Annotated in this window: 11 protein-coding genes; 7 read left to right on the plus strand and 4 right to left on the minus strand. The window is 70.1% G+C overall.

All coding sequences use genetic code 11. The annotated features are described in order from the left end of the window. Positions 1 to 8 precede the first annotated feature (8 nt). The 3 genes from ACVCAH_RS25910 to ACVCAH_RS25920 form a co-directional block, all read right to left on the minus strand. The gene (locus tag ACVCAH_RS25910) at positions 9 to 2,687 is read right to left on the minus strand and encodes a CHAT domain-containing protein (protein WP_447138816.1); all 2,679 of its coding nucleotides are present in this window, start codon (positions 2,685 to 2,687) and stop codon (positions 9 to 11) included. Then, positions 2,684 to 2,920 carry a tetratricopeptide repeat protein gene (locus ACVCAH_RS25915; protein WP_447138817.1) on the minus strand — a complete coding sequence of 79 codons (237 nt, stop codon included), beginning with the start codon at positions 2,918 to 2,920 and terminating at the stop codon, positions 2,684 to 2,686. The genes ACVCAH_RS25910 and ACVCAH_RS25915 overlap by 4 nt, the downstream gene beginning before the upstream one ends. Positions 2,921 to 3,143: 223 nt before the next feature. Further along, on the minus strand, positions 3,144 to 3,554 hold the full coding sequence (locus ACVCAH_RS25920; protein ID WP_447138818.1) for an FAD-dependent oxidoreductase: 411 nt from the start codon (positions 3,552 to 3,554) through the stop codon (positions 3,144 to 3,146). Positions 3,555 to 4,359: 805 nt separating this feature from the next. Here ACVCAH_RS25920 and ACVCAH_RS25925 point away from each other — a divergent pair. The 7 genes from ACVCAH_RS25925 (at position 4,360) to ACVCAH_RS25955 (ending at position 11,946) form a co-directional block, all read left to right on the plus strand. Beyond that, entirely contained in the window at positions 4,360 to 5,976 is a 1,617-nt protein-coding gene (locus tag ACVCAH_RS25925; RefSeq protein ID WP_447138819.1) for an alkaline phosphatase D family protein, read from the plus strand. Between the two features lie 181 nt (positions 5,977 to 6,157). Further along, a complete protein-coding gene (locus ACVCAH_RS25930) occupies positions 6,158 to 6,898 on the plus strand; it encodes a galactose-binding domain-containing protein (RefSeq protein WP_447138820.1) in 741 nt (246 codons plus the stop codon). A 157-nt stretch (positions 6,899 to 7,055) separates the two neighbouring features. Continuing rightward, the gene (locus ACVCAH_RS25935; RefSeq protein WP_447138821.1) at positions 7,056 to 8,561 is read left to right on the plus strand and encodes an FGGY family carbohydrate kinase; all 1,506 of its coding nucleotides are present in this window, start codon (positions 7,056 to 7,058) and stop codon (positions 8,559 to 8,561) included. Next, positions 8,548 to 10,032, plus strand: coding sequence for an FGGY-family carbohydrate kinase (locus ACVCAH_RS25940; protein WP_447138822.1), 1,485 nt, complete (start codon positions 8,548 to 8,550; stop codon positions 10,030 to 10,032). The genes ACVCAH_RS25935 and ACVCAH_RS25940 overlap by 14 nt, the downstream gene beginning before the upstream one ends. Then, positions 10,029 to 10,688, plus strand: coding sequence for a histidine phosphatase family protein (locus tag ACVCAH_RS25945; RefSeq protein ID WP_447138823.1), 660 nt, complete (start codon positions 10,029 to 10,031; stop codon positions 10,686 to 10,688). The genes ACVCAH_RS25940 and ACVCAH_RS25945 overlap by 4 nt, the downstream gene beginning before the upstream one ends. Before the next feature lie 2 nt (positions 10,689 to 10,690). Next, the gene (locus tag ACVCAH_RS25950; RefSeq protein ID WP_447138824.1) at positions 10,691 to 11,737 is read left to right on the plus strand and encodes a 2-hydroxyacid dehydrogenase; all 1,047 of its coding nucleotides are present in this window, start codon (positions 10,691 to 10,693) and stop codon (positions 11,735 to 11,737) included. Then, positions 11,734 to 11,946 carry a PfkB family carbohydrate kinase gene (locus tag ACVCAH_RS25955; RefSeq protein WP_447138825.1) on the plus strand — a complete coding sequence of 71 codons (213 nt, stop codon included), beginning with the start codon at positions 11,734 to 11,736 and terminating at the stop codon, positions 11,944 to 11,946. Before ACVCAH_RS25950 ends, ACVCAH_RS25955 begins: the two co-directional genes overlap by 4 nt. An 84-nt stretch (positions 11,947 to 12,030) precedes the next feature. Here the strand turns inward: ACVCAH_RS25955 and ACVCAH_RS25960 are convergent, their stop codons facing one another. Beyond that, positions 12,031 to 12,810 carry an SDR family oxidoreductase gene (locus tag ACVCAH_RS25960; protein ID WP_447138826.1) on the minus strand — a complete coding sequence of 260 codons (780 nt, stop codon included), beginning with the start codon at positions 12,808 to 12,810 and terminating at the stop codon, positions 12,031 to 12,033. Between the last annotated feature and the right edge of the window lie 39 nt (positions 12,811 to 12,849).

Here is a 12,849-nt window from a genome sequence, read left to right on the forward strand (position 1 = left end):
CCATGGTGTCACGGCCCCACATGGACGTAGGGGGCCCACAGCATGGGCCGGTCCGGGTACGCGGCGCGGAGCTTGCGCGCGGCGTGGTGCAGGGCGTGCGCGGCGGAGTCCACGGTGTCGAGCCGGGCGTAAAAGTCGTCCGCCACGGTGGGAGCGACGGCGTCGTTGATGGCCCACGAGGTGCCGATGACGTGCCGGAATCCGGCGATGTGGCAGGCGCCCGCGACGTGCATGGCCTCGTCGCCCAGGTCCTCGTGGGACACCCCGGTGTCGCACGCCGACAGATAGGCGATCTCGGCGTGTTCCAGGCGCAGCCGGGCGATGTCCGCGACGGTGAGCGGTCGGGCGGTATGGTCGTGCAGCACGAGATGCCCGTCGGCGGCTCCGTCCGCGGCGCTGATGGCGTGGCCGGCGAAGTGGAGCCACGGATGTCGGCGCAGGGCGTCGAGCACCCGCGGCCGTACCGCCCGCTCGCCGGCGATCAGGGTGCAGTTGGGGAAGCGGCTGGTCAGCATAGCCGTCTCCCGGTCCACGTTCGGCAGGTCCGGCATACCGGGCGTGGTGGGCAGTGCGACCACGAGTGGCGCCGGTGCCCGGCCGGCGGGGCGCGTACGCCACGCGGTGACGAGGCTGCGCACCGTTGGCGCGTACGACGACACCACGCGGTCCAGGACGCCCGGCCCGTCCGGCGGGCCCGCCGCGTGCAGGGGGAAAGTGGTCAGCGGCCCGGTCGGCACCCACCACAGCCGGGTGCCCGGTGCCGGCTCCAGCGCGTCGAGCACCGGTTCGGCCACCGCGGTCCACAGCCATGCCAGCGCTTCGGTCACCGCCGCGCGGGCGTCGTCGCGTACCGAGGTGGCCAGGCCAGCGTGCGCGGTCCGGGCGACGGCCGAGCGGAGTCGCTGGGCGCGGTTGACGACGTCGGTGAAGTCCAGCCGCAGCGGCAGGGCCCGGACCCGTCCGTCGGCGAGTAGCAGTGCGTCGCAACGCAGCCCGCTGACGTTCACCACGACGACCGGGCCGCGGCCGGCGATCGCGGCGAGCAGGTCGTCGACCGGGGGCGGGCGAAGGAAATTGGCGAACCCGGGAAGGGCGCGGATCTCGTCGAGCAGTTGGTCCCAGTCCCTGGTCAGCGCATGCCGGTCCTCGCCGGGCAGCGCGACATCGTCCGGGTAGGAGCTGAAGCCGACGCCCTCAGGGCGGTCGAGTGCCGTGCGCAGCGCCTCGAACCGCTCCGCTAGGTCGGGGCGCCGCTCCCGCAACCCGGTCAGCTCGGTGCGCGAGTCCAACGCGTGGCTCAGCAGCACACCTCGGCCGTGTTCCAGCAGCCGCAGCGCGCCCTCCGCGTCGCCGGACTCGATGGCGCAGGCGGCGGCGTCCCTGGCCAGACCGGAGAACGCAGCCAGTTGTCGTTCCCGGTCGGCGTGCGTCACCCGCCTCGGCGCCGTACGCGGTAACAGCGCGACCGCGAGGTCGAAGGCCTCCCGCGCCGCGGCGAGGTCTCGGCCCTGGGTACGCGCCAACGCCGTGCCCGCCCACTGCCAGGCGGCGCGCACCCGGGCCCGTACCGGGGCCGTCGGTTCGAGCGCCACCCGCCGGAAGATGGCGCCGGCCTCGTCGTACGCCTGCGCGTCGCCGGACACGGCCCGCAGCGCCACGGCGGTCCCCTCGTTGATCAGGGCATCGGCGCGCAGGTAATGCCCGTCGGGCACGGCGGTCGAAGCGTCGCGGGCCAGCCGGGCCACCCGGCGTGCCGCCCACCGCCTCCGTAGACCCGAGGCGCGGGTCAGTTCCATCCGCCGGATGCCCGACAGAATGAGCATCCGCTCGGCGCGGTTGGGGTGACCCGCCGGGGTGGCGTCCACCGCCTTCTGGGCGAGAGTCGCCGCCTCCGCGAGGTCTGCCGGCCGGCGAGCGGCGACGTAGCGGTCGAACAGGACGAGCGCCAGATTGGACTGGAATCGCGGCCGTAGCGGGTGACCCGCTGCCGCCGCCACCGCCTGCCGCGCCTGCTCCGCGGCCTGGTCCAGCAGCGCCCGTTCCCGGCCACCCGTGGACCGGTAGCGCACCCGCAGCGCCTCGGCGAGGTTGGAGCGCATACCGGCGATGTCGTCGCCGGGGCGGGCAGCGGCCACGGCCTGCCGGAACAGCTCTACCGCCTCGACGAGAGCGGACGAGTCGTCATGGCGCACCGACAGCGTCAACAGCCCGTCGGCGAGGTTAGTCAGCCGCGCCGCCCGACGCGGATTCGTGGACGGGGTTGCCGCCACCGCCGCGCGCACCTCGGCCACCGATTCGACGAGATCGTCCTCGGCACCGATCCGCCGCCATCTCAGTCGCAGGACGCCGCCAAGGTTGGCGTGAAAGGACGGGGTGGCGGGAGTCTGCTCGTCCGGGTACATCGCCAGGGCGTCGCGGAACAGCCCGACGGCGGCTTCCAGGTCGGACAGCTCACCGAACCGCTCGTAGCGCGACCACCGGGCCACCCCGAGGCCGTTGCTGGCGGCGCTGCGGATGTCGACGTTGTGCGCCAGCTGCAGCACCTCGGAGAACCGGGAGATGGCGAATTGCAGGTCGGGCAGCGATCCGGTCCGCTCGTACGCGTCGTGGTGCTCCTCGGCGCGTTGGCAGACCGCGGCCAACAGGGCGAACAGCGGCGAGCCCCAGGCGTCGGGGATGCCGCTCAACGGTCCCGCGGGGCGTCGGGCAACTCCGACAGTCGCTGCGCGAGGGCCTCACCCAGCGGGCCGCCGGCCCGTCGGAACCACTCGGCGGCCTCGGAGTTGCGACCGCGGGCCATCAGGTAGGTGGCGAGGTTGGCCATGGCGTCATTGTTTCCCGCCTCGGCGGCCTTGCGGAACCACTCCGCGGCCTCGTCGTCCCGGCCTTCGAGCTTGAGCCTCGTCCCGAGCCGATTCATGTCGGTCGGCGATCCACCCGCGGCGGCCTGCCGGGCGGCGGTCTGGGAGGGTAGTGCGCTGATAGACACCTGCGGGCCGCCCGTCTCCCGCTGCTGCTCTTTTCGTTTGCGCCGACGACCGAACACGCTGGCACCCCCGCAACCACCTCGATTCGAGGACCAGTGTGGCACGGTGACCGCGGAGGCCACGGTTGTCAATCACGAAGCCGACACCCGACTTCCCTCATCCTTCCCAGAAGATGACGTACCGGGCCAGCCAGGTGTCGGCACTGGTGTCTACCGCCAGCCGTTCATCCGTCGACCGCACCGAGTGCACCCGGACCGGGCGGCGAACCGGAAGGTCATAGCGCTGCTCGTAGGCGCGCAGGTAGTCAACGACGTGCCCTGCGGTGGGGAACTCCTCGCCGTCCTGCCGCGGCATGCCCCATCCCGGTAGCGGGCTGTACTCGGCTGGAGAAAACAGGCGCAGAGCGTCCCAGCCGTGCCGCCACCCCCCACCAGGCGCGGACTGGGCGTCAAGGATGACGTAGTCCAGTCCGGCGCGGCGCAGGTAGTAGCCCGCCGCCAGGCCGGCCTGACCGCCACCGACCACGACCACGACCACGACCACGACGACGTCACACGACTCGGCCATGCGCGGCACCTCCTTTTGTCCGCTGATCATCATGCCGAGCGCACCGAGGGCTCGAGGACACAGGACAGGTGTCGCTATGAGCAAGTTGCCGGTTAGCTCCCGGGTACTGCCCACATCGCTGGAATCGGACAGCGGAACTCGAGGCGCGGGCACAAATCAGGCGCAGCGAATGCGTCGGGTCGGTCAAGCGACCTCGCGGAGTCGTCGGAGCGTTGCGGTGTGACCACCGGGCTGAGTAGTTTCCCAGCGGCGTTGCAGCGCGTCGACGAGTTGCTGCTGCATCGTTTCGGTGACGTGGCTGTAGATGCCGCGGACTCCGCCGAGCGGTGACCGAGGCGACGGGCCTGGGCGATCTCGTGGACCCCGTTCGATGAGCCAGGTCTTGTGGGTGTGCCGCAGGTCGTGGAAGTGCATGCCGGCGAGGATCGGCGGGATACCGCGTCCAGGACTGCCGCGGCTCGCAACAGCACGCCAGCGGCCAGCGTGGTCTCGTCGAATCCGACAGGAGCTTGACCTCCCGGGCCGGCCGTCCAGTTCGCCACCGGCAGGTCGGGCGCCACCCTCAGCGACAGACGCACACTCGCGAGCACTCGTCGACCCGTCCGGGTTCGTAGCACCCGACCAAAAATTGCTCGGTCTTTACACGAGTGTCCGCCACCTGTCATCCTGGCGACACCGAATCCCGAAGACATCTTCGGTATGTTGGAGACCTGCGTTTGGCGCCCTCCCGCCGGAGCCGAGGCGTGGTTGACCTTCCACAAGGGCCAGAGCGGGATGGGTAACCGGCACGGAAGGGAGAGAGGGCTTGAGAAGCGACGACCCGAACTCGGAAAGACCCTCCGCGGAGAACCTGTTGGCGGCACGGTGGGCGCGGAGGCGGTTCCTGACGGTAACGGGTGCGGCGGCGGGCCTGGCGCTGACCGCCGGGCTGCCCCTGGCCGCGCGGGCCACCGCCCGACGTACCCCCGACTACCCGTTCACCCTCGGAGTGGCCTCCGGCGACCCGCTGCCCGACGGGGTAGTGATCTGGACCCGGCTCGCCCCGCAACCGCTCGAGCCGTTCGGCGGCATGGGGCACGACACGAGGTTCCCGGTGCGGTGGGAGGTGGCCGAGGACGAGGCGTTCCGCCGCGTCGTACGACAGGGGACCACCTTCGCGCGTGCAGAGTACGGGCATTCGGTCCACATCGACGTGCGGGGTCTGCGGCCGTCGGCCGAGTACTACTACCGGTTCATGGCCGGCTCGGACGTTTCCCCGGTGGGGCGTACCAAGACCGCGCCGGCGGTCGGGGCGGCGGTCTCGGCGATGAACTTCGCCTTCGCCTCGTGCCAGCACCGCGTGGTCGGCTACTACACCGCTTACCAGCACATGGTGCAGGAGGATCTCGACGTCGTCTTCTTCCTCGGCGACTACATCTACGAGGGTGGCGACCAGGGCACCCTCGGCCGGGGCCACTCCCCGCTCGTCACCCCCACAACGGAGACGCTGGACGACTACCGGATCCGGTTCGCCCAGTACAAGACCGACCCCGACCTGCAGGCCGCCCACGCCGCGTTCCCGTGGATCGTGACCCTCGACGACCACGAGGTGCTCAGCAACTGGGTGTCCAAGTACTCCTTCTACCCGGAGGAGACCTTCGACCAGTTCCTGGTGCGCCGGGCGAACGCCTTCCGCGCCTACTGGGAGCACATGCCGCTGCGGCTCTCGCAACTGCCTAACGGGCCGGACATGCCGCTGTACCGCCGGTTCACCTACGGCAACCTGGCCGAGTTCAGCGTGCTCGACACCCGCCAGTACCGCGACGACCAGCTCTACAACGACGGCACCGCCCCGCCGGACGAGTTCACCCGCGATCCCAACCGGCAGATGATCGGCGCCCAGCAGGAACGGTGGCTCTTCGACGGGCTCGCCGCCTCCGGCGCCACCTGGAACGTCCTGGCCCAACAGGTCTTCTTCTCCCAGCTGGACCTCGACCCCGTCGACGGCAGGGAGCGCTACGTGATGGACGCGTGGGACGGGTACGAGGCGCAACGAAACCGGATCGTCGACTTCATGCACGACCGGAACATCGCCAACCCGGTGGTGCTCACCGGCGACGTGCACGCGAACAACGCATGCGAGATCAAGAAGAACTTCGACGACACGAACTCCGCCACCGTCGGCGTCGAGCTCGTGGGCACCTCCATCAGCAGCTCGGGTGACGGCGCCGACACCGATCCGGCCAGGGATGCCCTGGCCTCCCAACTCCCGCACATCAAGTACGCCAAGAACCGGCGCGGGTACGTCCGCTGCTCCTTGACGCCCGACCTGTGGCGCACCGAGTTCAAGGTGATGCCCTACGTCAGCCGTCCCGGGGCACCCATCCGGACCGACGCCGCCTTCATCACGGAGAACGGACACCCGGGGCTGCAGGCCGGATGACGGCCGTGCAGTGCCTTGCTGCCCTTCGACAACGCAAGGGAGGTAGAAACACGTGATCCACAGTTGGAAGACAACCACCGGACGGCGCGCGGCGGGGGCGCTGCTCGCCGTGATGCCGCTGGTAGCGGTCACCGGTAGCGCCCAAACCGCCGCGGCGAACGGGAGTAAGAAGGACCCAGTCGTGATCGCGGCGTCGCCGCAGCCGTTGGAATTGTTGCCGCGTCCGTGCCATCCGGCGGCCCTCGACGTGGCGTTCCAGAACTCGTCCGGCGAGCCGGCCTATGTCACCGTCACCATCCGCGGCGACTCCCCGCTGCGGTTGTCCCGCAACATATTGACTACCTTCGTCCCCGCCGACGGCGCAGCCACGTGGCCGATCGAGGTCTCCGTGCCCGGCGATACACCCCCTGGAGAGCACGAGATCGTCCTCGAGTCGGGACGCCAGCGCGTCTCGGTGCCGGTCGTCGTGCTGCCCCTGCCCGACCCTCCTAACGGCAATCTCGCCTACGGCCAGCAGGTCACGGCTTCCTCGACGTTCCCCAGGCTGGAACCCTCCTGCGGTCCCGTCGACGGCGACTACACGTACACCTTCGTGGGTTACCACCGGCCGCCGACGGCCTGGGCGGACGACACCCCCGGCCAGTTCCCGGACCAGATGGAGGTGCAGCTGGCCGAGTCAACCCAGGTCGGCCGGGTCGACCTGTTCACCGACACGCAGCAGCGGTTCGCACTCAAGGACTGGGACGTGCAGGTCCTCACGGACGCCGGCTGGCAGACGGTCGCCCAGGTGCGGGGGCACACCTTCGGTCGCGGCAGCGTCAGCTTCACGCCGGTTACCGCGAGCGCCGTACGCATCAACATGCTGGCCACCAACGGCTACGGCTACTCCATCGTGACAGAGCTGGAGGTTTACGCACAGTAAAGGCAAACGGCCTTCCTGCTCCAAGCCTTCTGGGTCACCGGCAGCACCCTGCCGGTGACCCAGAAGGCCCGGTGTGGCAGGCCGACGCGAACGCCGCGATCAACGTCCCGCACAGACATGGCGATCCCGGCATCGCTACCGAGAGGAAGCAGGACAGGTGTCAGTCATCTGCGTCGACGCCGGTACGACCATGATCAAGGCAGCGGGTTACGACGACCGCGGCCGGGAGGCCATCGTCGTACGGGAACCGGCCCACGTGCGGCGCAGGGGGTCGGGCTGGGTCGAGCAGGACATGACACAGGTCAGGCAGGCGGCGTTCCGGGCGGTACGCTCCATCGCCACCCGGCTGCCGGGACAGGTCGAGTTCCTCGCGGTAACGGCCCAGGGCGACGGCTGCTGGCTGATCGACGACACCGGTGCGCCCACCGGACCCGCCGTGTTATGGAACGACAGCAGGGCCGCGGCGATCGTCGAGCGCTGGGCGGACGCCGGACTGCTCGCGGAGGCGTTCCGCCTCAACGGCTCAGTGACCTTCGCCGGACTGCCCAACGCGATTCTCAGCTGGATGCACGCACACGACCCCGGCCGGCTAGCGGCCTCGACTGCTGTCCTCACCTGTGGTGGCTGGCTGTTCGCCCAGTTGTCCGGTGTGGTGGTCATGGAGGAATCGGACGCCTCGGCCCCGTTCGGGAATCCTCGTAGCGGTCGCTACGACCAGCGCCTGCTCGACCTGTTTGACATGGCCTGGGCTGAGCGCCTCCTGCCACCGGTCGCCGGCGATGGTCGGCGGGTCGCACCGCTGCGGGGCGCGGTCGCGGCTGAGGTCGGCCTTCCCCCTGGGACGCCGGTGGTAGCCGCACCGTACGACATCGCTTCGACGGCGATCGGTGCCGGTGTGGTACGGCCGGGGCAGGCGTGCAGCATCCTGGGGACGACCTTGTGCACCCAAGTGGTGACCGACCAGATAGCGCTCGGCGATGAGCCGCTCGGGCTGACAGTCGCGCTCGGCCTGCCAGGACGGCACCTGCGGGCGATGCCGACGCTGGCCGGCACGGAGGTGCTTACGTGGGCCAGCGAACTGCTCGGCGTCAACGAGCCCAGCCAACTGTTCGAACTCGCCGGCCAGACGGGGGCCGGCGCCTCCGGTCTCGTGTGCCTGCCGTACCTGTCACCGGCAGGCGAACGTGCGCCGTTCGTCGAACCACGGGCCAGGGGCGCGTTTCTCGGGCTCTCGGTGGAACACGGACGAAAGGACATCGCTCGTGCCGTGGTCGAAGGGCTCACCCTCGTCATCCGCGACTGCCTCGCCGCGTCGACGGTGACTGCGACCGAGTTACGGGTCTGCGGCGGTGGCGCGGCCAACGGGACATGGGCACAACTGATCGCCGACGTGGTGGGCCTGCCGGTTCGGCGTTGCGTCGACACCGAAACCGGCGCCCGTGGCGCGTTCATCATGGGAAAGGTCGCCACCGGTGCCGTAGCCAGTGCGGAGGAGGCGGTGGCGCGGTATGTCGTCGTCCGCGACACGTTCGAACCCGACCCGGCCCTGGCACCTCGATACACCGAGTTGTTCGACGGCTTCCTGCACCTGAGACAGCACGCGGCGGGAGGCTGGCCCCGACTGGCCTCCCTGCGCGGGAAGGCGAACCGTGACGCCATTTGAGTTCGACGACGTGTTTGTCGGCGTCGATCTCGGCACGCAGAGCGTCCGCGCGCTCGCTGTCACCGGGCAGGGCGAGGTCGTGGGCAAGGGCAGCGCGACGCTGACCAGCCGGCGCGAGGAGAACCGCCATGAGCAGGATCCGAGGCAGTGGTGGCCCGCGGTCGCTACCGCCACACGTCAGGCGTTGACCAACGTCCCACCGGCTGCGGTGAGGGGAGTCGCCGTCGCCGCGACCTCCGGGACGCTGCTCCTGCTCGGACCGGCGGGCGAACCCGTCACGGCGGGCATCATGTACGACGACACACGGGCAACCGAGGAAGCCGCCGTGGTCAACGAAGCCGGCGCCGCTACCTGGGCGGCTCTGGGATACCAGCGGATGCAGCCGGCGTGGGCCCTGCCAAAATTGCTCTGGCTGCTGCGAAACCACCAGCGTGCTCAGGACGCGACACGGCTGGCGCACCAGAGCGACATCGTCAACCGACGGCTGGTCGGACACGAGGTGGCGACCGATCTGAGCAACGCACTGAAGACCGGGGCGGATCTTGTCACGGGCGCCTGGCCACTGGCCGTGTACGCGGCACTCGGCGTGCCGGACAGCCTGCTACCCCCGTTGGTCACACCCGGTACCCGGATCGGCGCCGTTTGCGCCGCCGCCGCCGATGAAACGGGCATCCCGTCCGGCACACCAGTGTTCGCGGGCATGACCGACGGCTGCGCGGCCCAACTCGCTTCCGGCGCTCTGCACATCGGCAGCTGGAACTCCGTGCTTGGCACCACGCTGGTGCTCAAGGGCGTCACCCAGGAGCCGATTCACGACCCTGCCGGCGCTGTCTACTCCCACCGCGGCCCGAACGGGACGTGGCTGCCCGGCGGCGCATCCAGCTCAGGTGCGGGGGTGATCTCACGAGAGTTCCCGCGGGAGGACCTCGAAGCACTGACCCACGCGGCCCACTCGTACGAACCTGCGGCGCCGGTGTGCTATCCGCTGGTCTCCGCGGGGGAACGGTTCCCGTTCGTGGCCCCGCAGGCCCGAGGCTTCCTCGCCGCCGAACCAACGGGCGAAGCCGAACGGTTCGCCGCCATGCTCCAGGGTGTCGGGTACATGGAACGGCTTTGCTTCGACTACCTCGACCTGCTTGGCGCCCCACTCGACGGTGACCTCGTGCTGACTGGCGGCGCCACCCGCAACCGCTATTGGAACCAGCTGCGGGCGGACATCCTCGAGCGGCCGGTGGTGCTGCCAGAGAACGCGGAGCCGGCGCTGGGCATGGCGGTCCTCGCCGCCGGCTCATACCGGGACCCGGTGGCCGCCGCCGCGGACATGGTGCGCGTTGGGGCGGTCATCGAGCCACGCCCGAATTCGTTCGGCCGTTTCCGGGCCGGATACCTACGGCTGGTCGAGGCGCTCGAGCAGCGTGGCTGGTTGCCGTCAACCACGGCCGCGCACGCGCGGGAAAGGACAATGAGGTGACAACGATCGTGCTCGCGCGTCATGGCGAGACCATCTGGCACGCCGAGAACAGGTACGCCGGAGCCAGTGAGGTCCCGCTCACCGGGTGCGGGAACGAGCAGGCCGCGCAGCTTGCCAGCTGGGCGGCGACCGCGCAGCTGGCCAGCGTGTGGACCTCGACACTCGGCCGGGCCCAGCTGACGGCACGACCATGTGCGCAGGCGGCCGGTGCCCCGCTGGCGGTCGACGCCCGCCTGCGTGAGCTGGACTTCGGTGCCGGGGAGGGACTGACTCGGGCAGAGATGAGTGAACGTTTCCCCGAAGCACTTCACGCCTTCCACGCCGATCCGGTTGCCTACCATCTTCCCGACGGTGAATCCCCCGTGGCTGCCGCGCAGCGATTCACCGAATGCCTGAACGACATCGCGACCCGACATCCGGACCGCCGCGTTCTGGTGGTCGCGCACGGGACCGTCATTCGCCTGGCTCTGTGTCACCTCATGGGGGTGCCGCTGCGGGAGTACCGGCGCCTGTTCCCCGTGATCGGCAACTGCGCCATCTCCGAGGTCCGGCTGTCCCAGGACCACTTCTCGCTGATCCGGTTCAACGCTGCGATCACCAGGCACCAGTCCCCTGACCCGCCGTCGAGCGCTCGCTCCTCAGCGCCTTGGAGTTGACATTGTCCATTCGCCTGCTCGCCGCTGGCGACCAGTTCGTCCTCACCGATTTGCTCGTCGACGCGGTGCGCGGCGAAGTCCCTGACGGGATCGACGTACGCCAGCTGTCGCTGCCGTGGCCGGTAGAGCCGTTCGGACCCGTCGCGGAGGTTGACGAGGCCTGCGGCACTGAGGACGAACTGATCGAGGCTCTGCAGGGCGTCGAAATCTGCGTCACGCAGATGGCGCCGCTGACCAGGAGGGTGTTGACCGCCGCCCCCGACCTGAAACTGGTGTGTGTCACCAGGGGCGGACCGGTGAACGTCAACCTCGAGGCCGCCACCGAGCGGGGTGTCGCGGTCTGTTCCGCCCCCGGGCGCAACGCTGCTGCCACTGCGGAACATACGCTGGCCATGATCCTCGCTGTCATCCGGCGCATTCCACCAACACATCAGGACCTGGCCGGCGGCGTATGGCGTGGCGACTACTACCGCTACGACAGCGTCGGACCGGAGCTGAACGGCAGCACAGTCGGGCTGGTCGGGTTCGGTGCCGTCGGCAGCCGCATCGCCCGAATGCTGCGTGGGTTCGACGCCCGCGTTCTGGTGCACGACCCGTACGTCGACCAGCACCAGATGGCTGGGATCGCCGAGCTGACCTCGCTTGACGATCTGCTCGCCCGGTCGAGCATCGTGTCGCTGCATGCCCGAGTCACGCCCGAGACCACGAGGATGATCGGCGCCGCCCAACTGGCGTTGATGCCGGCAGGATCGATCATCGTCAACTGCGCACGAGGAGCGCTGCTCGACTACGACGCCGTCTGCGACGCACTCGACAGCGGGCATCTGTTCGGCGCCGCCTTCGACGTCTTTCCACAGGAGCCGATCCCTGCCGATTCCCGCCTGCTCAGGACGCACAACATCGTCATGACGCCGCATCTGGCTGGAGCCAGTAAGCAGACCGCTGCCAACGCTGCTCACATAGCCGCTGGTGAGGTGGGTCGGTACCTACGCGGGGAACCGCTGCACTTCTGCGCCAACCCGCAGGCGCTGCGGCAGGTGCGGACGTGACCAACGAGGTGGTGGCCCTGGGCGGGGCCGTGGTGGCCATGGTCGGGCACCCAGGGGTGCCGCTGTCGTACGCCACCGACTTCACCGCGACCGTGGCCGGCGCGGAGAGCAACGTCGCCGTGGGCCTCGCCCGGCTCGGACACCGGGTCGCCTTCGTCGGCCGGGTCGGCGACGACCCGTTCGGCGCGACGGTGTGGGCAGCAGCCTGACCGGGGACGGTGGCGCCTCGGCACGGACGTTCCTGGATGGGATCCGTGGGGTCGGACCCGGCCGCGGCATTGACAGCGGGCGTTCTACACGGTCTCGGCGCCGATGTCGACGGCGAGGGCGTGCGCGCCGGCGAGCAACCCGCCGTCCACCGGCAGGTCGATCCCGGTGATCCAGGCGGCGCGGTCGCAGGCCAGGAACGCGACGGCGTCCGCCACGTCCTGCGGGGTGCCGACCCGGCCCATCGGGTACCACCGCTTGGCGGTCTCCAGCGCCTCCGGATGGGTGCGCAGCCGGTCCTGCCAGCCGACGGTGGCGATGGTGCCCGGGGACACCGAGTTGATCCGGACGCCGAACCGGCCGTACTGGACCGCAAGAGCCCGGGTGAGGTTCAGCAGGCCGGCCTTTGCCGCGCTGTAGACGTCGTTGCCGAAGTAGCGGTGGCCGTTGACGGACGCGACGTTGACCACCGCTCCCCTGCAGGCCTCCCGCATCGCCGGCAGCACGGCCTGACACATCCGGATCGCGCCGCCGAGTACCACGTCCAGGTCCACCGACCAGACCGACTCGTCGATGTTCTCGAACCGCTCGTTGGCGCAGACCGCCGCGTTGTTGATCAAGACCGCGAGCGGACCGTACGCCTCGGCCAGCTCGCCGATCGTTCGGCGTACGCCGGCCGTGGACCGCACGTCGAGCTCGGCGGCGGTGGCTCCCGGCACCTGGTCGGCGGCCCCGCGGGCCCGGTCCGGATCCAGATCGGTGACCAGCACGCGATGGCCGGCAGCGGCCAGCGCCCGGGCGATCGCGATGCCGATGTCCCCACCGGCTCCGGTGACCAGTGCGGTCGTCGCTGCTGACCCGTCCATCAGGTGCCCTCCTCGCTGCTGGGAGACCAGTGTGCCGGC

The sequence above is a fragment of the Micromonospora sp. LZ34 genome (genome assembly GCF_052981855.1).

Excerpts from the sequence above, each read along its gene's own strand:
- ACVCAH_RS25915 (WP_447138817.1), bottom strand. The coding sequence starts at position 2,920 with ATGAATCGGCTCGGGACGAGGCTCAAGCTCGAAGGCCGGGACGACGAG.
- ACVCAH_RS25920 (WP_447138818.1), bottom strand. The coding sequence starts at position 3,554 with ATGGCCGAGTCGTGTGACGTCGTCGTGGTCGTGGTCGTGGTCGTGGTC.
- ACVCAH_RS25960 (WP_447138826.1), bottom strand. The coding sequence starts at position 12,810 with ATGGACGGGTCAGCAGCGACGACCGCACTGGTCACCGGAGCCGGTGGG.